The organism is Candidatus Desulfosporosinus nitrosoreducens, assembly GCF_030954495.1.
Classification (GTDB): Bacteria; Bacillota; Desulfitobacteriia; order Desulfitobacteriales; family Desulfitobacteriaceae; genus Desulfosporosinus; species Desulfosporosinus nitrosoreducens.
Map to the genome: position 1 here is coordinate 20,370 of NZ_JAVHUW010000082.1, position 21,413 is coordinate 41,782.

The 21,413-nt window shown below is 51.8% G+C and carries 16 protein-coding genes; 12 read left to right on the plus strand and 4 right to left on the minus strand.

Annotated elements, in window-relative coordinates; translation table 11 throughout:
* Positions 1 to 17 precede the first annotated feature (17 nt).
* The 4 genes from REC12_RS22915 (at position 18) to REC12_RS22930 (ending at position 6,047) form a co-directional block, all read left to right on the plus strand.
* Entirely contained in the window at positions 18 to 1,442 is a 1,425-nt protein-coding gene (locus tag REC12_RS22915) for an ATP-binding protein (RefSeq protein ID WP_308898269.1), read from the plus strand.
* Positions 1,435 to 2,802: a sigma-54-dependent transcriptional regulator gene (locus REC12_RS22920; RefSeq protein ID WP_308898271.1), complete on the plus strand. Its 1,368-nt coding sequence runs from the start codon at positions 1,435 to 1,437 to the stop codon at positions 2,800 to 2,802. The genes REC12_RS22915 and REC12_RS22920 overlap by 8 nt, the downstream gene beginning before the upstream one ends.
* An 11-nt stretch (positions 2,803 to 2,813) precedes the next feature.
* On the plus strand, positions 2,814 to 4,226 hold the full coding sequence (locus REC12_RS22925) for an MFS transporter (protein WP_308898272.1): 1,413 nt from the start codon (positions 2,814 to 2,816) through the stop codon (positions 4,224 to 4,226).
* Positions 4,227 to 4,721: 495 nt separating this feature from the next.
* Entirely contained in the window at positions 4,722 to 6,047 is a 1,326-nt protein-coding gene (locus REC12_RS22930; protein ID WP_308898273.1) for an MFS transporter, read from the plus strand.
* A 353-nt stretch (positions 6,048 to 6,400) separates the two neighbouring features.
* Here REC12_RS22930 and REC12_RS22935 read toward each other — a convergent pair whose 3' ends face one another.
* Both REC12_RS22935 and REC12_RS22940 read right to left on the minus strand, forming a co-directional pair.
* Positions 6,401 to 7,183 carry an enoyl-CoA hydratase/isomerase family protein gene (locus REC12_RS22935; protein WP_308898275.1) on the minus strand — a complete coding sequence of 261 codons (783 nt, stop codon included), beginning with the start codon at positions 7,181 to 7,183 and terminating at the stop codon, positions 6,401 to 6,403.
* 391 nt (positions 7,184 to 7,574) lie between these two features.
* Positions 7,575 to 8,447: a LysR family transcriptional regulator gene (locus REC12_RS22940; protein ID WP_308898277.1), complete on the minus strand. Its 873-nt coding sequence runs from the start codon at positions 8,445 to 8,447 to the stop codon at positions 7,575 to 7,577.
* 443 nt (positions 8,448 to 8,890) lie between these two features.
* Between REC12_RS22940 and REC12_RS22945 the strand changes: the two genes are divergently transcribed.
* From REC12_RS22945 to REC12_RS22960, 4 genes are all read left to right on the plus strand, one after another.
* On the plus strand, positions 8,891 to 10,099 hold the full coding sequence (locus REC12_RS22945; protein WP_308898279.1) for a CaiB/BaiF CoA transferase family protein: 1,209 nt from the start codon (positions 8,891 to 8,893) through the stop codon (positions 10,097 to 10,099).
* 52 nt (positions 10,100 to 10,151) lie between these two features.
* Complete coding sequence (locus tag REC12_RS22950; RefSeq protein ID WP_308898281.1) at positions 10,152 to 11,366, plus strand: CaiB/BaiF CoA transferase family protein; 1,215 nt, start codon at positions 10,152 to 10,154, stop codon at positions 11,364 to 11,366.
* A gap of 180 nt (positions 11,367 to 11,546) precedes the next feature.
* Complete coding sequence (locus REC12_RS22955; RefSeq protein WP_308898282.1) at positions 11,547 to 12,752, plus strand: thiolase family protein; 1,206 nt, start codon at positions 11,547 to 11,549, stop codon at positions 12,750 to 12,752.
* Positions 12,753 to 12,944: 192 nt separating this feature from the next.
* The gene (locus REC12_RS22960; RefSeq protein ID WP_308898284.1) at positions 12,945 to 13,799 is read left to right on the plus strand and encodes a 3-hydroxyacyl-CoA dehydrogenase family protein; all 855 of its coding nucleotides are present in this window, start codon (positions 12,945 to 12,947) and stop codon (positions 13,797 to 13,799) included.
* A 362-nt stretch (positions 13,800 to 14,161) separates the two neighbouring features.
* Here REC12_RS22960 and REC12_RS22965 read toward each other — a convergent pair whose 3' ends face one another.
* Positions 14,162 to 15,052, minus strand: coding sequence for a LysR family transcriptional regulator (locus REC12_RS22965; protein ID WP_308898285.1), 891 nt, complete (start codon positions 15,050 to 15,052; stop codon positions 14,162 to 14,164).
* Between the two features lie 338 nt (positions 15,053 to 15,390).
* Between REC12_RS22965 and REC12_RS22970 the strand changes: the two genes are divergently transcribed.
* Genes REC12_RS22970 through REC12_RS22980 form a run of 3 tightly spaced genes read left to right on the plus strand, consistent with a single transcriptional unit; the run spans position 15,391 to position 18,995 of the window.
* Entirely contained in the window at positions 15,391 to 16,101 is a 711-nt protein-coding gene (locus REC12_RS22970) for a lactate utilization protein (RefSeq protein ID WP_308898286.1), read from the plus strand.
* Between the two features lie 22 nt (positions 16,102 to 16,123).
* Complete coding sequence (locus tag REC12_RS22975; protein WP_308898288.1) at positions 16,124 to 17,569, plus strand: SLC13 family permease; 1,446 nt, start codon at positions 16,124 to 16,126, stop codon at positions 17,567 to 17,569.
* Between the two features lie 19 nt (positions 17,570 to 17,588).
* The gene (locus REC12_RS22980) at positions 17,589 to 18,995 is read left to right on the plus strand and encodes an MmgE/PrpD family protein (RefSeq protein ID WP_308898290.1); all 1,407 of its coding nucleotides are present in this window, start codon (positions 17,589 to 17,591) and stop codon (positions 18,993 to 18,995) included.
* A 252-nt stretch (positions 18,996 to 19,247) separates the two neighbouring features.
* Here REC12_RS22980 and REC12_RS22985 read toward each other — a convergent pair whose 3' ends face one another.
* The gene (locus REC12_RS22985; protein ID WP_308898292.1) at positions 19,248 to 20,234 is read right to left on the minus strand and encodes a DMT family transporter; all 987 of its coding nucleotides are present in this window, start codon (positions 20,232 to 20,234) and stop codon (positions 19,248 to 19,250) included.
* A gap of 137 nt (positions 20,235 to 20,371) precedes the next feature.
* On the opposite strand from REC12_RS22985, the gene REC12_RS22990 reads away from it, so the two are divergent.
* Positions 20,372 to 21,262 carry a LysR family transcriptional regulator gene (locus REC12_RS22990; RefSeq protein WP_308898294.1) on the plus strand — a complete coding sequence of 297 codons (891 nt, stop codon included), beginning with the start codon at positions 20,372 to 20,374 and terminating at the stop codon, positions 21,260 to 21,262.
* The last annotated feature ends 151 nt before the right edge of the window (positions 21,263 to 21,413 follow it).

Consider the following 21,413-nt stretch of genomic DNA (forward strand, 5'->3'; position numbering starts at 1 on the left):
GATGGAGGCTTACCTAGATGAAGTTCCGCGCCAATCTGATCTTGTCTGTTTTCTTGCTTGTCGTGACGCCCATTGTTATAACCAGTTTAGTCACCATGGAAGCCGCGGACAGGGCTTTACAGGCCCAGAACCTTAAAACGGGGTATCCACTTAGCTTGGAGAAAATAGAGATAGCCCGCTTGCGGGAAAATATAGTCTATATTGTGATCATCGGAACGGTAGTCAGTTTAACCGGCGCGGGAATTTTCACGAGTGAACTGTCCGGATCAGTCAATAAAATCAAACAAGGCCTGGATAATTTAAGTCATGACGCCAATACGGCCATTGACGTGCAGCGGGGGATTATGGGGGAAATCGCCACTTCAATTAATCAACTGGCTGAGAAATTGCGTGAGACCCGCAGTCATAGAGACGCACTGCTGGAGTGCAGTCCTAACGGAATTATTACCATCGATAAATTCGGCAAGATCATTCTCTTTAATCCTGCAGCTTCAAGCTTAAGCGGTATTCCGCCGGGCACGGCTCTGGGAGCAAATTATCAGGAGATTGGTTTACCTCCCGCTTTAGTCCGCCCGCTGGCAGCTGCCTTAACCAAGCAGCCCACCGATATGACGAAGGAAGAAATCATTTCCCGGCCTGATGGAAATTCCATTGCCGTGGCGATCTCCACCTCAAGCTTGCATGATGAGGAAGAGACCGTCGGTGCCTTAGCCATCATCATTGATTTGCGGGAGAAGCGCCTCCTGGAGGCCCAGGTCCTGCGCGCTAACCGGCTTGCAGGTCTGGGAGAATTAGCGGCGGGAATTGCTCACGAAATCCGCAATCCGCTCACGGCGGTCAAAGGATATTCTCAGGTTCTCGATGATGAGTTGGAGCTTGATGACCCGAGACGGGAATACACCGCCGTGATCGTGAAAGAGGTGAATCGTCTTGACCGGATTGTTCAGGGACTTCTGGATTTTGCCAGACCTTCGGCCAGTCGCTTTGAACTCGTCAATCTTAACCAGATTATCGAAGAAACTCTGGTTTTAATCGCAAAGCCGGCTTTTAAGCACCGGATTGAATTGCGGAAGGAGTACGGCGAGAAGGTTTTGGCGGAAGTTGATAAAGATCAAATCAAACAAATCCTGCTCAATTTGTTCATCAACGCCGGGCAAGCCATTCAGGATCAAGGGACGATCAGAATCGTCACCGAGCAGAAAGAGGAGCAGGCCGTTATCAGGATCATTGACTCCGGCCCGGGGATCTCCCAGGCTATTATCGATAAGCTGTTTGACCCTTTCTTTACCACCAAAGAGGAGGGCACCGGCTTAGGTTTGGCCATTGCCCATCAATTGATTGAACTTCACGGCGGAAAAATTGAAATCCACAGCCGACTTAACGCAGGGACAGAATTTAAACTTATTTTACCGCTTCGCCAAGGGAGTGATCTGAATGTCTGAGTCCAAGGGCTCAATCCTGGTTGCTGATGATGAAGAAAGTGTACGCAATTTGACAAGCCGGGTCTTAAGCAAAATGAATTACACGGTCACCACTGTAAAGAACGGTGAAGAAGTTTTGGACAAAGTCAAAAACCGCAGCTTTGACCTCCTGATTATGGATATCCGGATGCCTAAATTAGACGGAATGGAAGCGTTCAAAGCCCTGCGCAACGAGTATCCCGGCCTGCCCATTATTATGATGACGGCCTTCAGTACGGTAGAAACGACTTTAGAGACTATGCGCCTGGGCGCCTTCGATTACCTGACTAAACCGTTTGATATTTCGGAAGTAAAAACCGCTGTCGAAAAGGCCTTTTCCTCCCGGCTGGAGCATGATGTCCAAAGTGCCCCTCCCCAACAGGCAAGCAATTTGCGTAGGGATTCCTTTGTCGGCTCCAGTTCTCTCATGCAGGAAGTGTTGAAGACGATTGGCCGGGTGAGCGCGAGCAATTCCTCGGTTTTAATCCAGGGAGAGAGCGGTACCGGCAAAGAGCTGGTGGCCCGCACCCTGCATCAATACAGTAACCGCAAAAACCAACCTTTTGTGACCGTAAATTGCGGTGCAATTCCGGAAGGAATTCTGGAAAGCGAATTTTTCGGACATGAAAGAGGTGCCTTCACAGGCGCTCACAGCCGGAAAATCGGGAAATTCGAATTTGCCGACGGCGGCACCATCTTTCTGGATGAAATCGGAGAAATGAGTCCGGCGCTGCAGGTTAAGCTTCTCCGGGTGCTGCAGGAGCGTGAATTTGAACGGGTGGGCGGCAATGAAAAATTAGTCGTGGATGTCCGGGTGGTCGCGGCCAGCAACAAAAATTTGCGCAAAAGCATAGCGGAAAAAACCTTTCGGGCGGATCTGTTCTATCGCTTAAATGTTGTGTCCGTTTTTATCCCGCCCTTGCGGGAAAGGAAAGAAGATATTCCTTTGCTGGCCGCCTATTTCCGGGATAAATTCTGCGCTATGCTTGGGAAACAGCCGAAAAAGATCTCCCGGGAGGTTATTGAAGTATTGCAGAATTATGATTGGCCGGGAAATGTGCGGGAATTGGAAAATATTATGGAACATGCGATTGTGATGGGGAACGGACAGGTTATCCTGGCGGAGGACCTGCCCCTGGAAATAGTCCCGGACCCCAAATCCCAGTTCTCCGCTCAAAAAGGAAAGCCGGAGACCCTGCGGGCCATGGTAAAATCTCTCGAAAAAGACGCTATTGCCGCTGCTTTGCAAAAGACAGGGGGAAATAAGCTGCAGACGTCTAAGGTGTTAGGTATCAGCAGACGGGCTTTACAATACAAGATCGAAGAATATGGCATAGAATAGAGAGATAAGCGATGGACAAGAATGATTTGTGCTTCACCTCATTGCCTAAGCAGAAAATAACTGAGCGGGAAGTAGCCCAACAGGAGGTGACCGCCGGAAAGAGAAACTTTTGGCTGCCTGAAAATATTACCCGGCAGCAATGGCTGGTCCTTCTGGCTGCCTGGATCGGCTGGGTTTTTGACTCTATGGATTCCACCATTTACGCTATGGTTTTGCCCTCATCCTTAAAAGACCTTTTGGCATCCGCGGCCAATAAAGCGGATATAGCCTCGCACGGAGGAATTATTTTAGCAATTTTCTTAGTGGGCTGGGCAATCGGAGGAACTCTATTCGGGACGCTGGCGGACTATTTCGGACGCAGCAGAACCCTGGCCATTTCCATTCTCTTTTATGCAGTCTTCACAGGAGTGGCGGCCCTGTCCCAAAGCTGGGAACAGTTGGCGTTTTTTCGCTTCCTCACGGCGCTCGGCATCGGCGGCGAGTGGTCGGCAGGTTCCGCCTTGGTAGCGGAATCCTTTTCAGACAAATACCGGACAAAGGTACTTAGTCTGATGCAAAGCGCCTGGGGGGTAGGCTTTTTCTTCGCGGCCCTAGTCAATTTGGTTGTTGTCCCGCTGGCGAGTGCTCATCAATTTACTCCCTGGCGGGCGGTCTTGATTATCGGCATTTTCCCGGCCGTTTTTGCCGCCTTTATCCGGGAAAAAGTTCAGGAACCCGAGAAATGGCTGGCAGTCAAGAAAAAGCGGGAGATTCTGAAGAATTCGGGCAATACGGCCGCCGTCAGCAAAAATCTGACGGTACTTACCTTAAAGCAGATTTTCTGGCCGGAACTCCGGCGCGATACCATTGTCGGCACGCTCTTGGCCTTTTCCGCTACCTTCGGACTGTGGGCCGTGACGAATTGGACTCCAACTTTCGTCGAGGAGCTGCTGCATGTCCATCATCTGTCGGAAGCGGTTATTTCAGACTATAAGAGTTACGCTATTATGGCCCTGAATACGGGAGCGATCCTCGGCTATGTCTTTTTTGGCCCCATAGCCGATCGTGTCGGACGCAAAAATGCCTTTCTGATTTTTTTTCTGGGCAGTTTTCTCTTAGCACCTTATATTTTTTACAATGTCACAAACTTTACCATGCTGATACTGCTCTTGCCGGTCTTGGGGTTCTTCAACAACGGAATCTTCTCGGGGTTTCCGATTTATCTGGCCGAACTTTACCCGACAAGACTGCGGGCAACCGGACAGGGGTTTTGCTTTAACTTTGGGAGAATTTTAGCCGCCACCGGCCCGCTGCTGACAGGTTTCCTTGTCAATAGCTTCGGCTCTTATGCCAAAGCGGTGGCCGCCGTTTCGGCGATTTACATTATTGGGATTGTCGCCCTTTTTTGGGCGAAGGAAACTAAAGGCAAACCTTTGCCGGATTAAGCGGCGTCCGGGTCTGCTTCCCGCCCATTTGTTCACGCGGCATTTCAGTCTCACTCAGGCGCTCTCAGCGGAGCTTTGCCGAACCTCCGGGTAATCAATAACTCAAGCAAACCTCTGACGTCGCTTTCCCCCGCAAGCTTTCAGGCCGGACCATCTCTCCCAGGAATTCTTTGCTCTTATGCGGGAAGCTTAATGGCTACTTTTTAGGCACACTGCCCAAAAAGTAGCCACATTTTTCTGTCTATTTAGTTTTCTGATTGCGACAAATTCTGCGCCGTTTGGCAGGATATTCAGACAAAACCCAATATTCAAGCGGACTTAAGGCGGGTCGGCTAAGAAAAGATTTTGCTGCGGAAATCCTGGCATGATAATTGCTACTAATATGTTTAGTCTGAATTTTCCGTATAAACAATCAAATAAGAGGAAGGAGGGTCGCTTCAATCATCACCGCTCTGATAGCCGGACAAAGTTTTTCACTGACAGGAAGTAAAGGGGATGAGTATGTTGAAGACAAATTATCGTTGGTTTATTATTTTCATGGTCTTTATTATTACTATGGTAAATTACGTTGACCGCTCGGCAATTGCGTTTGCCATGCCGTTGCTCAGCAAACAGTTTCATATGACTCCGGAGGATATCGGTTTGACTCTGGGCGCCTTTAATATAGGGTACGCAATTATGGTTTTCATAGGCGGACTTATGGTAGATAGGTGGGGTTCCCGCAAGATTTGGATGATCACGGCTTTGGTTTGGTCCTTGAGTATTTTGTCCACAGCCGCGGCTGCCGGTTTTGCCATGTTATATACCGTTCGTTTGATTCTGGGCCTGGCAGAAGGCCCGAACTTCCCGGCTTTGAACCGTGTGGTCGGGGACTGGCTGCCCGGTAAGGAAAGGGCGCTGGCTCTGGGCAATGCCCTGGTGGGCGTACCCCTTGCTCTGGCTTTCGGCGGCCTGATCGTTGCTTTCCTGGCGAATTTATTTAGCTGGCGGGGCATGTTCATTATTCTGGGGGCTTTGGGAATAATCTGGGCTCCGATCTGGTATTTCTGCTTCCGTGATTTTCCGGAGAATTCGGGCAAAGTTAACGATGCCGAACTGAAATATATTAAGGAAAGCGACAAAATTTCCCGCAATTCCGAAAGAGAAACCCGTCGTCAAAGTCATGCCTCCAAGCCGGGCATGTGGAAATTCCTGCTGACCAATCCGACTTTGCTTTCCAACGACTGGGCTTTCTTCGTTTTCGGCTACAATCTCTTCTTCTTTATGGGCTGGCTGCCGACGTTCTTAAACACGACCTATCACATGAACCTCAGTCAGGTCGGCAGTTTCACCTTCCTGCCCTGGATCACGGCGGCCATTATGTTATACCTCGTGGGCGTTATTTCCAATCGCATCCTGAAGTCCACCGGGAAATACCGTCTGGCCCGTTCTCATCCGCTGTGGATTACCCAACTGTTAGGCGCAATTTGTCTTTTGCCGATTCTTTACTATCATTCCGTAGGGGTTGCCTTGCTCTCGATCTCCCTCTGTGTTGGCTTCAATATGGCCCCCAACACTATTTTCTACGCCGTTAACATTGATATTATCAAAGAACGCTCCGGGACGGCCATGGGGATCACGGATTTGTTCTTCGCGGTTGCCGGCTTGATCGCCGCTACCTTAACCGGATTTATTATCCAGGTCAGCGGCTCCTTCCAAGGGGCTTTCATATTGGTGATTGTGCTTAATATCAGCTCGGTGATCGGGGTTATCCTCTTCCATAACCCGGACCGCGAAAATAGCAGGACTCAGGTGACCCAAAGTAAGGAACTGGCTTCCTGAGATAACCGGGGACGCCCGGATGTATCCGGATATAGGATATATTAGATGTATTATTATAGATCATCACCTGCTAAAGCAGCGCCGATGTTTCACAGCCTCCTTCACCGGGGCCGCTGCAAAACCAACGTCAACAGCTCAACATCAGTAGGTCAGCGTCAATAAGTTGAGAAGCCCTAAAGGCATACTAACAAGCTTAGATGCAGTTGGAATGATAAAACGATCATTCCAACTGTTTTTTTACTGCACCAAAGACAGGGGTTCCATTTGCTATTCCTTACAGATACTACAATTTTGCGCTACCTATACTTATAAAGGAAGAAAATGGTCTGTCAAAATCCAGTTTGGAAATCATGCTAATTTCCTTTAAATACCGGCTGCCGTTTCTCTTGAAAAGCCTTTACGCCTTCCTTATGGTCCGCGGTCTCTTTGATGATCGCGTAGTGGGAAGAGATCAGATCCAAAGCCGGTTCCAATTCCATTGTTCGGGCGTAGCGCACGGCTCTTTTGGCCATTCTGATCGCTGTTTGCGGTCCTGCGGCTATTTGGGCTGCCAGCTTCATAGTTTCTGACATGAATTCTTCCGGGGCATAAACCTGATTGACTAACCCTATGGCCAGGGCTTCTGCGGAAGTAATAAATTTGCCTGTCCACAACAGTTCCAAGGCCTTGGCTTCGCCGACGATGTGCGGTAAAAAGAAGGCTCCGCCATCTCCCGGAACCAGACCCACCCGGACATAGCCTTCACTGACCTTAGAGGCACTGACCATGGTCCGGATATCACACATTAAGGCCATATCCAGGCCGGCCCCTACCGCAGGACCGTTAATCGCCGCGATTACCGGCTTATCGATTGTTTTTAAGGTCAGGGGAACCCTGTGAATGGTTTGCCAAAGCTTATTCTTGTTAGCCAGCGGAGATTGGTTTTCCCCCATGCCGTCGACATCACCGCCGGAGCAAAAAGCGTTCCCCGCACCGGTTACCACGATAACATGAACTTGATCGTCAGCCTGAGCATCCTGGAGCGCTTTTACCCATGCTTCGATCATTTCACGGTTGAAGGCATTTTTCTTTTCGGGACGATTGAGGGTAATGATCTGCACATGGTTTTCCAGACTGGTCAAAATAGGTGAGGCCATAGTTATTATCTCTCCTTTGCAACGTGGGATTTCTCTTCTGAAGTGGGGCAGAGGCATGTCCGCGTGTCAATTTAACTTTACTCCCTTCGGGCCGGAGGGAGGAATTAGCTTTATGCTGACGTGCCGTTAACCAAAAGTTCACAGTTAATAAGCTTACTACGCCGGATTTTAACTAATTAATAACGCTGGATTTTAACTGTTCGGAAATATCACACCCGGTTGGGTTGGCGGAATACGGCCTATGTCTATTTATATAGAAATAAAAAAACTTTACACCCCTTATTTGCCGGGGATGTAAAGTTAGCTGCAACACCGTTTGGCTCTTTCTCAATTCGGTGTGTTTTTTAGTTCAGAAGGCACAGAACAAAGAGTGACAAGTGGTCCCGCGCGTTTACGCTTCGGCGTTTTCCTGCGGGTAGAGGTCGTGAACGACCTTGAGAAATTCCCTGACGACCTGGGAAGGCGACTCGCGGTGGAGGATGACCCCCATGGGCACAAGGTCGGTTTCCAGCGGGATGGCGACCAAGGGCTGCATTGAATTGACGAAATAGGCCTTGGAGATGAAAACGCCGTTGTTATAACAGATGTTGATGATATTCTGCAGGTCGTTGTTCGTGAAGATCTCCAGCGCCAGGTCCCGGCAGCATTGGTTTAACTGCGACGAAAGCTCAGTGTTTTTTCTCAGCAGGCCGACACGGTTGCCGGACAGCTCCTCCAGACGGATGGTTTTCTTCCCGGCCAGCGGGTGGCCGGGGGCGACGAGGCATTTATAGGGCATAGGGAAGAGCCTGGTGTATTTTACGCCGGAGCTTTCCAGCTCGGGGTGGTAGGTGCATTCGGCCACGTCGGCGCGGTCGTTGAGGATATCCTCGACAAAATGATTGCTCGCCTGCAGGATCACCTGCTGCTTGATATAAGGAAACCTGCGCGAGAACTCGTTAAAGGCGTTTTCCAGCAACAGGCGCGGATGATAGGGGTTTTCGATGCGGATGATCTGATCGTGAAAGGCGAGCTTCCGGCACCTCTCGCTGACCGAGTCTATTTCAGCGAGTATTTTCCTGGCCCCGCGGCAGAATTCCTCGCCGGCCGGGGTTAAGGAGATACCGTGGCGGGTGCGCATGAGTAAAGAGAAGCCGATCTCTTCCTCCAGGGAGTCGATCTGCTTCTTAATTGCCTGCTTGGAAAGATAAAGGGCTTCTTCGGCCTTACTGAGGCTGCCGCATTCGACTGTTTTAAGCAGTGATTTCAGCTGCTGATCGTTCATATGCACCACCCCAATTATGAAGGTTTAACCGCAATGAGTAAGCATAAAGCTAATTTCACTTGATCGCCCGGTTGGAAAAACATAAAAAATTTTCTTCGCTTTGCTGAAATTGCCGCAGCCTCACTGCTTTAGAGCAGTGATTCAGCTGTTTATGGTTAAAATTCGCCAGATTAATTGTCAACTTTTAGTTAACGACATGTTAGCATAAAGCTAATTCCGCTGTCAAGCCTGGAAGGAGTAAAGTTAACTATAGTCAGACAGGTCTTCTTTACTGTCGCTGTGCAGTCCGCGAAGTACCTGAAGGGCGGGCAGGGCCGGAAAACCTGGGGAAAAATTTCTCCACTGCGCCCCCAAGCGCAGCCAATATGGGCCAGACTGGAGGGGCGCTCAAGATGCGGCTTTCCGGCCCGGTTTGAAATAAGCGTAAGAATGGAGTGAATTGAATGGCAAAGGGACCGCTGAGCGGAGTAAAACTGCTCGAATACTGTAGTTTTGTCACAGGGCCTTATTGCAGCAAACTGTTTGCCGATCTCGGCGCCGAGGTGATAAAGGTCGAAACCCCAAGGGGGGATGAGGCCAGAAGGAGGGGGCCGTTTCTAGGCGATAAACCCGATCCGGAACTTTCGGGGCTTTTTCTCTATCACAATACCAACAAGTTGGGAGTTACCCTCAACCTGGATTCGCCGACAGGACGCAAAATCTTTAAAAAACTGGCAGCCGAAGCCGATATCCTGATCGAGGACAGACCGCCGGGCGAGATGGCCGGACTGGGACTGAATTACGAAGTCCTTAAGCAGGTCAATCCTTCTCTCATCATGGCCTCCATCACCCCCTTCGGCCAGGACGGGCCGTACCGCGACTATAAGGCCTATTGTCTCAATACCTACCACGCCAGCGGCGCCGGCTATGTCTTGCCGGCCAACTCGCCGAACGCGGAGAGGGAACCGATCAAGGGAGGCGGCTTTGTCGGGGAATGTGACGTCAGTGTCTGCGCGGCTGTGAGCATTCTGGGAGCGCTTTTCTGGCGCAATGCCGGGGGAAGCGGACAGTATATCGACATCTCCAAGCAAGAGGCGGAGATGTCCCTGGAGAGGATGAACATCGTTCGCTACTATGAACTCGGGAAGAGTCCCACCCGGGTAAAGATCAACCGTCTCCGCGATACTCTCCTGCGCTGCCGCGACGGCGGTTATGTCAAAGTCGTAGTGCATCCGGACAAGCAATGGCAGGGTCTGGTCGAGGCCCTGGGCACCCCGGAATGGACCAAAGAGGAGAAGTTCAGCAATCATAAACTGCGAGAGGCCAATTTCGATGATCTCGAAGTCCGCCTGGGCAAAGAAGCCCTGAACTATGAGACCGAAGACCTCTTTTTCAGAATCCAAGCCAAAGGCACGGCCTGTGCCCCGGTCTGTTCGGCGGAGCAGGTGTTCAAGTCGCCGCAAACGAAGGCCCGGGACTTTTATCTGGAGATAGAACACCCGGCGGCCGGGGCCTTGATGTACCCCGGGCTGCCCTACAAACTCTCCAGGACCGCCCCGAGTGACAATCAGGGTGCGCCTCTCCTGGGGCAGCATAATGAGGAAGTGTACTGCCACCGCCTTGGATACTCGCAGCAAGACCTGGTCAAATTTAAGGAGGCCGGCGTTATCTAGGGCTGAAGCCGTTTCATGTCAACAGGCTCCGGAACGAAGGAGGATTTTGCAGATGAACAAAGATGCTTTAAAAGGAATAAGAGTTGCCGATTTCAGTTGGGTCTGGGCAGGGCCGTACGCCACCTTGCTGCTTTCTTTTCTGGGCGCGGAAGTGATTAAGATTGAAAGCCGCAAGCGTATTGACCAAACCCGGCAGGGTTCCATTACCATGGGCGAGGATTTCGAGGACATCAACGCTTCTTCGGCTTTCAACAATGCCAACCTGAATAAAAAGAGTATCACCCTTGACCTCAAAAACCCGCAGGGCGTCGAGCTGGCTAAGAGAATCGTCGCCGAGAGCGATGTTGTCGTTGAAAACATGCGCCCCGGGGTGATGGACAAACTGGGACTAGGCTACCCAGAGCTTGTGAAGGTAAAGCCCGATATTATCATGCTTTCGTCATCAGGCTTCGGCTCAGCCGGCCCCTACGGTCACTATGCCGGTTATGCCCCCATATTTGCCGCCTTCGGCGGACTGGCTTACCTCACGGGCTATGAAGGCGGTGAGCCCAATACCATGAGCGGGGTCATGGACCTGAGAGTGGGTACGGTATCGGCCTTTGCCCTGCTCACAGCCCTGATCCACCGGCAAAAAACCGGCGAAGGCCAACATATCGACCTGTCTTCTTCAGAATCTGTCAGCGCTCTCATCGGCAGCGAACTAATGGAGTATACCATGAATAAAAGATCGCCGGGCAGATGCGGGAATCAGGATTCCGTCATGGCGCCCCACAACTGCTATCGCTGCCAAGGCGACGACAAGTGGGTCAGCATTGCCGTGGCCACGGACGAAGAGTGGCAGGCCCTGTGCCAAGCCATGGGAAACCCTGAATGGACAAAGGACGAAGCCTTTGCCGATGTTTACAGCCGCTGGCAGAACCGGGCTCGACTGGACAAATTCCTGGCCGGGTGGACCATCAACTATACGGACTATGAGGTGATGACACTGCTTCAGAGTGCCGGGGTAGCCGCCATGCCGTCCTTCTGCGCCGAGGAAATCCTCTCCGACCCTCACGCCCAGGCGCGCGGTGAGATTACCACGGTGGAGCATCCCGTGATGGGTAAGAAGACAGTCATCAGTCCGCCCTGGAAACTCTCGGAGACGCCTGCCAGGATCAGGAAGGCCTCGCCCCTCTTAGGCGAGGATAATGAGGAGGTCTTTGCTTCTCTGCTCGGCATGTCCAAAGAAGAGATGGAGAAGCTGGCCGCCGAGAAGATTATTTATTAGGGCTATTTCGTCCCTGGGCCTTCTGTCCCTCGACAGCAAATAAACGATATTCAAATTAAATAAGCAGGACGGCCGGCTTTTCAGGAGCCGGCCGGCAGAGAGCATATCCTGTCGCCGCCAAGGGAGAGGCCGGCGGAGCGAAGATATGCTTTTCCTGCCAGGAAAAAAGGAGGAATCACTATGCAGGAAGTAGTCGTTGTGTCCGCGGTCAGGACACCCATCGGGTCGATCGGCGGGACGCTCAAAAGTATGCAGCCGGAGGATCTTCTTGCCTTGGCGCTGGGAGCGGCTGTCGAGCGGTCCGGCGTCGACCGGGAGGTCATCGACGAGGTTATCGCCGGGCAGGCCAAGCAGACTACCGACGCGCCGAATATTGCCCGGGTCTCCGCCCTGGCGATCCGCCTGCCGGAGTCCACGCCTGCCTACACGGTGCACCGCCAGTGCGCCTCTGGCATGCAGGCCCTGCTCAGCGCCGTACAGCAGATTCAGTGCGGGTACTCCGAGGTGGTGCTCGCGGGCGGCGTGGAGAGCATGAGCACGGCGCCCTTTTACGTGCGGGGAGCGCGCTTCGGTGTCGGCAACGGCAATGGAGTTTTTGTGGACCCCAATGTGGAGAGCCAGCCTAAAAGCCAGCCGGAAACGATCTACGGAACCTTTAACATGATTCAGACCGCCGACAATGTGGCGGCAAAGTACGGTGTCAGCCGGGAGGACTGCGACGCCTTCGCTCTGGCGAGCCAGCATAAGGCAGTGGCGGCCATCGACGCCGGCCGCTTCCGGGACGAGGTAGTCCCGGTGGATGTACCGCGGCGGAAGGGCGACCCTCTCCGCTTCGAGACCGACGAATATCCCAAACGGGACACCGGTGTGGAGAAAATGGCTAAGCTCCGTCCCATTTTCCCAGGCGGCGTCACTACCGCCGGCAACGCCTCGGGGCGGAACGACGGTGCGGCGGCTCTGCTTCTCATGAGTGCGGAGAAGGCCGCCCAGCTGGGCTTAAAGCCGCTGGCGGCTATTCTGGGCGGCGCGGCGGCCGGCGTGGAACCGCAGTACATGGGCATCGGGCCCGTGCTTGCCACGCGCAAGCTCATGAGCCGTCTCACACCGCAGACAGGTCTGAAGCTGGGAGACTTCGGCCTCGTGGAGATCAACGAGGCCTTTGCGGCCCAGTCCGTGGCTTGCGTCCGGGAGCTGGGTCTCGATCCGGAGATTGTCAATGTCAACGGCGGGGCCATTGCCCTGGGGCATCCTCTGGGCTGCTCCGGAGCGCGGATTTGCACAACGCTACTCTATGAAATGCGCCGGTGCGGCACGAAGCACGGCCTCGCCACCATCTGTGTGGCCGGCGGGCTCGGCATGTCTATGGCCTTTGAAATTAGGGAATAGGTATAAGGACTAGACGCGGGAACTAGAAACAGGGAATTTGCGGGCAGAGACAGTTTGAGATAAGAGATAGGCTGAAGATTTAGGGCACGGTGTACTTGGCCTGGATTAAAGATTAAAGATTTAAGATTTAAGATTAAAAAACTAAACAATACTCAATGACAAAAAACAAACGATGAAAGGAAGGTCAGAGCAGTGAAAAAGCTTGGAGTAGTGGGCAGCGGCAGCATGGGCAACGGCATCGGTCAGACCGCCGCCCTCAACGGCTATGACGTGATTCTCTATGATGTTGCGGAAGCCCAGCTGGCAAAGGCGCGGCAATCTATTGCAACTTCCCTGCGCAAGCGCGTGGAGAAGGGCAGGATGGCGCAGGAGGAGATGGACCGGGCGCTTGCGGCGATCCGCTGCAGTGTTGACCTCGCGGAGCTGGCCGACCGCGATGTGATCGTAGAAGCCGTGGTGGAAAAAGTGGAGATCAAGCAGAAGGTCTTCAGCCAATTGGAGGATCTGGTGGGCGCGGACTGCCTCCTGGGCACGAACACTTCCAGCCTCTCCCTGGCGGAGATCGCCTCCGGCATGAAAGACCCCACCCGGCTCGTGGGGATTCATTTCTTCAATCCTGTGCCGGCCATGAAGCTCGTGGAGATCGTGCGCACCGCGCTGGTGCGGCGGTCCGTGGCGGAGCAGGCCAAAGCGTTTGCGGAGTCCTTGGGCAAAGTGACGATTCAGGCGCCGGACTCTCCCGGATTCGTGGTCAACTACCTGCAGTACCCCTTCCGCTTGAACGCTATGCGCATGGTGGAAAAAGGCATCGCCACACCCGAGGATATCGACACGGCAGCCAAGCTGGGTCTGGGACACCCCATGGGTCCCCTGGAGCTTCAGGATATGGTTGGCCTGGATGTCACCTATTATGCCACGTCTTCTATCTATGAGAAGACTCATGACCCGGCCATGGAGCCGCCGGAGATTTTGCGCCGCATGGTGGAGGAGGGCAAGCTGGGCCGCAAGAGCGGTCAGGGTTTTTACGACTACAGGGAGAAGAAGTAACCCGCTTAAGAGAAAATGTTGATCTTGTTGGAAATAGCCCCCTGGTGCTCCGGCCTTGCTGCCGAGTCTCTTGGGGGCTATGCGACTTGGCTGCAAAACGGCTGGTCATCCTATCTGCGGCCTGAACTTGTACATCAAACGGGAGTGTATATCAACTAGTTCTACCCATGGATACAAATAATTAAGCCCACCTTTTTAGGGTAGGCTTCTTTGTTATGCTCTTTTTTAGTTTAAAGTGCAGAAGTTTTCAGGGCAGTCCACTCAAAAAAGCGGGTCTTTTCCGGTTGCCTCACTTCGTAAAGGGTTCACGGATCAGAAGCGAAAGATTTCCTGGAAATTCCGTTTCAAATACTGCGTTGCGTTTACTGGCAGCTCAGGTTGTCCTGGATGAACGACAGAAACCTCTCTTCCGCGGCGTTGAGATCGCGCTTTTTATAAATCAAGGTCAGATACTTCTCGATGGTCGGTTCCAGATTGACGATTTGGACACCGGGCGTGCAGTAGGACCGGAAGCGCTCTTTGTCCAGTAATGTAATGCCAGTCCCCTGGGATACAATATCCAGCATATAGTAGCGACGCTCCGTGTAGGTCAACACCTTTGGCTTGTAGCCCGCCTCTCGAAAAAGATTCATACAGACCTTGTACATAGCAGAGCCATTTCTTGATGGTAAGATGTAGTTCTCGTTTTGCAGCTGTCGAAGAGTGACGCGTTCTTTTTCCGCAAGAGGATGCTTGGTGGGAAGAGCGATCACAATCGTGTCTTTCATAAGGCGCATCAACTGAAGGCCGCTGTTGTCAAAGAAGGCGTATTCGTAGCAAAAGGAAAAATTGCATTCTTTGTTTTTGGCCATCCGCCAGAGTGATTCTGAGTTGTTTTCGGTGAGGAGGACGGTGATATCCGGGTTTTCGCGGCGGAAACGAACAAGGTAATCCATGATGCCGTAATCCGTGACGGATTGAGCAAAGCCGATCGTCAACTTCTGCCGGGTGAGAGCATCATCCACAACCAGTAGGCTGGCATATTCCGCCATGGCGGACGTTACCTTCTCGGCGTAAGGAACAAGCAAAGTACCCGCTTCGCTGAGCGAAATGTTTCTGGAACCCCGGTGGAACAACTTAACGCCAAGTTCGTTTTCCAGCGACATAATATGACGAGAGAGCGTCGATTCGGAAAGAAATATGTTCTCCGCGGCGGTGGTGTAGTTACTAGCCTTTGCCAGCATCAGAAACTCTTCCAGGTATTTCAGCTTCATTGACCTACCTCCGATGCATTTTATGCATTGAAGTATATCAAAAAACGGTTTGCTTTGCATTTAGCAATATGAAAAAATAGCAAACGATAAGGCATTTTGCTGGATTAATTAAGCAACTTTTTCTCAAAGTGCAGCTGTTTTGAGCTATCCGGAAACGCCTGAAACACAGAAAAAATGCCTGCTCTATATGTGAGAGAGAATCAGGAAGGAGGAAAAATGAATCAAGATCCCCCAAATGATGTTTGCACAGCCAGGCCTGGGTGGTAGCGTTGCCATTGAACTGGTATGAGTTGATGAGAACCGTCCGCTAAAAACTAATAGGCAAAGGAGATAGTCTAATGAGTGCTGACACTACTATTTGCTCTGAACTGAACCAGTTCTACGAAATACGCGCGAAAGCCGCGATAAAAAACTTGGAAAGAAAGAACATGGATGGGTACTTCGTGCACAATCGCCAGGAAGCCCTGGAGCTTGTCATGTCTCTGATTCCTCTTGAAGCCGTTGTTGGTCGCGGTGATTCGGTGACACTGAACCAGATAGGCATTATTGAAGAGCTCCAAAGACGTGGACAGAACAGAATCATTAATCCTGTGGAAACGGACGATGAGGGGCATCACCCTCCTAAGGAGGAAAGGCGGCAGCGGCAGCGAGAAGCGCTCTTATCCGATGTGTACTTGACCAGCACCAACGCGTTGACGCTTGGGGGATCACTGGTCAACATAGACGGTGCCGGGAACAGAGTCGCTGCAATGTCGTTTGGCCCGAAGAAGGTTGTCGTCATCGCCGGAGGCAACAAAATTGTTAATGATGTCGAAGAAGCGCTGCAGCGAATACATAACTCCATTTCGATAATCAATTCTCTGCGGCATTACGCGAAGCACGGGCAGGCCGAAGCAATCGAGCGCCCATGCATCAAGCTGGGAAAATGCACGGATTGCTTTTATGAATGGAGGGTTTGCCGGCATACGTCCATCATCGATGGATGCCAGCCGGCGGAGAAAGGGCGAATCAGTGTGATTCTGGTCTGCGAGAATCTGGGCATATCGTGATTTAGGGAGGAGAATTTGAACGATGGCAGAACTTGCTAAGAAAAATGAGAAATCTTCAACCTCGTATATCATCCACGTGATCATTATGCTTGCGCTGCAGTTTTTATTCGGGTTTTTACCGCCGCTGGGCGGCTTGCCTGTGACAGGCATGAAAGTGATCGGCGCCTTCGCAGGCACGATATACGGCTGGGTATTCGTCGGGTTGGGCATATCGAATGTCTTCGGTCTGGTCGCCCTAGCGATGAGCGGCTACACGAATATTAACGGCGTGATCCAGACCAGCTTCGGCAATTCCACAGTGGGTCTGATCATTGTCCTTTTCCTGATTACGGCCTATATCGAGCATGAGAACCTGCATACTGCAATCGTCAATTACTTACTGAGCAGAAAGTTCCTCCGGAACCGCCCTTGGATGTTTATCTTGTTCTTCCTTCTGGCCGTGGTCATCGTCGACATTGCGAGCCAGCAATGGGTCTGCATCCTGTTCTTTATCTCTTTGATTCGGGATATGTGTGAGAAAACGGGCATGAAACCGAAATCCAAGGAGTCTAGCGCGCTTATGCATATGATGGTCATAACGGCGTTCATAGGGTCCTATTGCATGGCGTTCAAGGATCAGCCCGTTTCCCGGATAGCGGTTTACACCGCGGCGACCGGAAAAACCGTCGACGCGCTTCAATATACACTTTTTGCGCTGCCTCTGTGCGTCGTCCTGATCCTGGGGGTCTACCTGGTGGCCAGGTACATCCTGCGCATAGACTTCTCTTGTCTGGGCGATATTGACGTGGTGGACGCCACGAAAGTCGGACTGGACAAAAAGCAGAAGACGGCTGTCAAGTTTCTGATTGCGCTGGCCGTTGCCATGCTCCTGCCCAGCTTTGTTCCGGTGTCGTTTCCCGTCATCGGGACACTCGGCTCGACCGGTTGCGCTTTCCTTATTCTAGCCTTGCTGCTGGTGTGGAGGCAAGATGGTGAGCAAGTCACCACGCTTAAAGAGATTGGGAAATACGTGAACTGGAATGTTTTGATTCAGGTGGCTACCTTGATGGCGCTCATAACCGCCCTCACCAGCAAGAACGTCGGTCTCACGACTTTGGTCTCCAGCAAACTCTCCGGCCTGATGAGCCTGGCTCCGTTTCCCTTTGTGTTCGTGGTCTGTATATTGAGCGGTTTGCTCTCGCAGTTTCTGACCATTGGCCCTTGCGATTCCGTGTTTGTTTCCGGCCTCTGTGTGATGGCTAAAGTTCTTCCCGCGGGCATTGACATGGGCGGCCTTACGGTCCTGCTTGCCATCACGACCTCCGCGGCCATATGGATGCCTTCTTGCACCTCCGCGGTGGCAATGATATATGGAGAAACCGATATTGTGGAATTCAAGTATTTATTTAAATACGGTTTTGTGCAGACGCTCGTCGCGCTGGTGCTGTGCGGCACGGTCGGCTATCTGCTGCTGAGAATTGTATTTTAATGTGAAGGAGAAATCAATCATGGTTACAACAATAACAAAATTGGCGGATTTCATTGACGGCATCACGTTTGCCGATTTGCCGGCGAACGTTGTCCACGAGACAAAGCGGCTTCTTCTGGACTCTTTAGGCTGTGCTCTGGCCGGGGTGACCAGCGACAAGGGCAAGTGGGGGATCGAGTTTTCACGGAAATTCTTTGCCGGCTCTCCTCAGGCCACGGTGCTCGGGCTGGGCGACCGGATGTCTGCCGTGGGCGCCGCGTTCGTCAACGGCGAACTGATTAACGCGCTGGATTACGATGCGGCAGGGAAGCACTTGCCACCGTTTGTCATCCCGCCAAGCCTGGCTACAGCCGAGATGAACCGGGTAAGCGGCAAGGAGCTTATCACCGCCTGCGCCCTGGCTCTTGAAGTGGGTATGCGCATTGGCTTGGCTTTGGGGTCCTATCGGGATATTAAAGACGACAAGACCTCACTGCCCCCGGTTACCGGCCACAGCAGCGCAGTCTTCGGCGGCGCGGCAGGTGTTGCAAAGCTGGAGGGATTTTCCGGGGACGAGGTGGCGCAAGCATTAGGCATGGCCGGCCTCATCTCTCCAGTGCAAACTCAGACCCCTATGCACAAAGACCTGCCGACAAACTCCGGCAAGTATCTAATGGCTGGCTGGGCGTCCCAGGCCGCAATAACTGCCCCATATCTTATCAAAGCGGGGCACCGCGGCGATATCGTCATTCTCGATGGGGATTACGGTTACTGGCGTTTTACCGGCTCTACCAGATGGGACCCCGATTGGGTGGTTTCCGGGCTGGGCGAGGAGTGGCGCTTTGTGCGAAAGGTCCCTATCAAGCAGTATCCTTGTTGCCGCATGATGCATGGAGGGCTTGACTGCCTGGCAGCCATCCTTGAAGAGAATAAGCTCCGGCCTGAGGAGATTGACGGTATCCATGCTTATCTCGAGGCAACCTGCGTTGAGCCTCTATTCAACAATCCTAACATAGCAAACCAAATTGATGCCCAATTCAGCGTGGCTTATAACATGTCTGTACTCGCATTCGGTATTAAACCAGGCGCTCGGTGGCAGGATTTGGACACAATGAATGATCCGCAAATACGTCAGTTTATGAAGAAGGTTACCTTCGAACCACATCCGGAGTATGTTGACTCTCTGAAGAAAGACGCCAATACGCGGATATCCAAAGTGGAGGTAGCGGCCAGGGGCAGAACCTTCGTTGCGGAAAGGGCCTTCATTAAGGGAACCATCACTGCAGATCCTGCCACGTACATCACTGATGATGAGCTGATGGCGAAGTTCAAGGATAATGCTTCTCGCATTCTGCCTTCTCGAAAGGTGAACGAAGCCTGTAGCCGGCTGATAGATTTGGACAGTGCCGATGATGTGACCAAGGTCATAGAGATGCTTCATCTCTAAAGGTTGTTTTTAGCAAGAAATACCCGCCGAGAGATAACTTCTTCTCGGCGGGCTACTCTATCGAAAAGGTTCAGCGCAAGCTGTGTTTTTTAGACTTGCTTCCTCTGTTTTGCTGAAGTTGCAGCATTCCACTGTTTTAAGCGGTGATTTTAGCTGTGGATAGTGCCTATGCACTCTCCATATGTTTTAAATTTAACTGATAGCTGAGGTTGTAATAGTGATTCATTCGTCAGGATTTGCCGCTGGTTTCCTTCACTTCGAACTTGAGCTCATTTGCAGTCTGCGCTGATAATTCACTCTGGAACCCTTCTTTGGCGGCAGTTTAAAGGCTGGCATAAGGGAAACAAGGGAACCGGCAAGGATCAGAACAATCCCAACAGCCATTGGGGCGGTAATCGGCTCATGAATGAGCAGGAGAGCCAGCAGCGGCGCGAGGGCCGGTTTGATAAAAAAGACAAGGGAGGCAGTCGCGGTTGAGGTTTCTTCCATGGCCAGGAAATAAAAAGCGTAGCCCAGGCCCGTAACCCCAATGCCGATATAAATCAGGGCCGGCAGGGTTCGGCCGTTAATTCCCTGCAGAATCGGAACGGCCGCAAAGGATTTCAGGCCGACACCCGTGAAAAAGGCGGCAACGCCGCTGATTCTTGTGATGAAGATGAGGATCAGCATTTCCAAACTGCCAAATAAGAAGCTGAAACAGGTGAGAGCGACACCGCCGTAATCTTTGCTGCGCTTGCGGCCGATCACACTGTACAGAGCAAAGGTAACAGCCGCCAAGATAGCTAAGATAAAGCCTGTTGCGTTGCCGCTCAGATGCAACGGGTCCATGATCACAATAATACCGCTCATGCTGATTAAGAGGGAGACGACTGTACGCATGTATATTTTTTCACGTAATAGCCCAAAAGCAAAGAGGATGACGAATAGCGGGTTGCAGCTGAACAGAACCGCGACCACAGAGGCCTGCGCTGAGAGGATGGCCATCTGATAAAGAATCATACTGACGATGACGCAAATAAAGCCTGTCAGAGCAAAGAAGGTAAAATCTGTCCGCTGCAAATGATAATTTCGCGCCCTTAACCCTTTGAGGGCAAGGGGAAACAAGATGATGCCGCCGATGATAAAGCGGAGAAAGGTGATCTGGATGGGATTGAAGTCGCCGGAGACAACTTTCAGCGCAATTTCCATGGTACTGAACATGAGGGTGGACAGCAGAATATAAAGCATGCCTTTTTTCAAAATAAACTCATCTCCTACAATTAACTTGACAAATGTCAGGGCCTCTGGTTGCCTTTATTATAGGAGATGCAGTACTATATTAAAAATATCTGTTTCGTCTCAGGCTATATGAAACGGATATAGAAGGAGCGTGATCCATGGATATCAGACAGTTGCGCTATTTTCTGGCCGTGGCCCAGGAAGGGCAGTTTACGAAAGCGGCCGAACGTTTAAATATGGCTCAGCCTCCGCTCAGCCAGCAAATCAAATTGCTGGAAGAGGAACTGGGTGTGACGCTGTTCAAGCGCGGGGGCAAGTACATTGAGCTGACCGATGCCGGGCAGGTTCTGGTCGTACGCGGGGAACAAATCCTGGAACTCGTCAATTCCACTCAAAAAGCACTGGAAGACTTGGGCAAGGGAAAACAGGGCACGGTGTCCATCGGAACCGTTTCTTCCTGCGGCACCTTCCTTCTGCCCAAATATATCAGCAGCTTCCAGGAAAAATTTCCGGGGGTCACCTTTCGGATCTGGGAAGGCGACACGCATCGTATTATGGATCTGGTCAACAAAGGCATTGTGGAGATCGGGATCGTACGTACGCCCTTCAAACTTGAGATCTACAATTATATGTTTCACTCCGCCGTGGAGAAGAACGATCCAATGGTTATACTCTATGCGGGGAAGTGGGAGCGGTTTATACCGGAAGGCCCCATCACCCTGGAGGCCCTTAAAGATGTTCCCCTGATTGTCCACCGCCGGTATCAAAAGATCATCGCCGACAATTGCCGCAAGCTCTGCTTTGAACCGAATATATTCTGTGAAGGCGACGACACCCGTTCGATCATGTCCTGGGCCGGCATCGGCCTTGGTGTAGCCATCGTACCTAAGCCGTCGGCGTCTATTTTCGAGACCGGCAAGATGCGCTGCCGTGAAATCGAGGACCACTCACTGGAAACCAGGACCGCGGTTATTTGGCTGAAAAATACCTACTTGTCCGCCGTCAGCAAAAATTTTATTAAGACCATTGAATCTCTTGATGGGAATTAACTTGTGAGAGTTAAGGGCAGATGCTTAAATTCCCTGGTATTTCTGAAGGGAAAGTAGGGGAATCCTCAGGCACCAAAAAGAGCTACCGGAGAACATCCAATAGCTCGGTCAACCTCTAACCAACGAGGTCCTTAAAGGATTCGGATTCCTA

Excerpts from the sequence above, each read along its gene's own strand:
- REC12_RS22925 (WP_308898272.1), top strand. The coding sequence starts at position 2,814 with ATGGACAAGAATGATTTGTGCTTCACCTCATTGCCTAAGCAGAAAATA.
- REC12_RS22920 (WP_308898271.1), top strand. The coding sequence starts at position 1,435 with ATGTCTGAGTCCAAGGGCTCAATCCTGGTTGCTGATGATGAAGAAAGT.
- REC12_RS22955 (WP_308898282.1), top strand. The coding sequence starts at position 11,547 with ATGCAGGAAGTAGTCGTTGTGTCCGCGGTCAGGACACCCATCGGGTCG.
- REC12_RS22990 (WP_308898294.1), top strand. The coding sequence starts at position 20,372 with ATGGATATCAGACAGTTGCGCTATTTTCTGGCCGTGGCCCAGGAAGGG.
- REC12_RS22935 (WP_308898275.1), bottom strand. The coding sequence starts at position 7,183 with ATGGCCTCACCTATTTTGACCAGTCTGGAAAACCATGTGCAGATCATT.
- REC12_RS22930 (WP_308898273.1), top strand. The coding sequence starts at position 4,722 with ATGAGTATGTTGAAGACAAATTATCGTTGGTTTATTATTTTCATGGTC.
- REC12_RS22950 (WP_308898281.1), top strand. The coding sequence starts at position 10,152 with ATGAACAAAGATGCTTTAAAAGGAATAAGAGTTGCCGATTTCAGTTGG.
- REC12_RS22945 (WP_308898279.1), top strand. The coding sequence starts at position 8,891 with ATGGCAAAGGGACCGCTGAGCGGAGTAAAACTGCTCGAATACTGTAGT.
- REC12_RS22940 (WP_308898277.1), bottom strand. The coding sequence starts at position 8,447 with ATGAACGATCAGCAGCTGAAATCACTGCTTAAAACAGTCGAATGCGGC.
- REC12_RS22980 (WP_308898290.1), top strand. The coding sequence starts at position 17,589 with ATGGTTACAACAATAACAAAATTGGCGGATTTCATTGACGGCATCACG.
- REC12_RS22970 (WP_308898286.1), top strand. The coding sequence starts at position 15,391 with ATGAGTGCTGACACTACTATTTGCTCTGAACTGAACCAGTTCTACGAA.
- REC12_RS22975 (WP_308898288.1), top strand. The coding sequence starts at position 16,124 with ATGGCAGAACTTGCTAAGAAAAATGAGAAATCTTCAACCTCGTATATC.
- REC12_RS22965 (WP_308898285.1), bottom strand. The coding sequence starts at position 15,052 with ATGAAGCTGAAATACCTGGAAGAGTTTCTGATGCTGGCAAAGGCTAGT.
- REC12_RS22915 (WP_308898269.1), top strand. The coding sequence starts at position 18 with ATGAAGTTCCGCGCCAATCTGATCTTGTCTGTTTTCTTGCTTGTCGTG.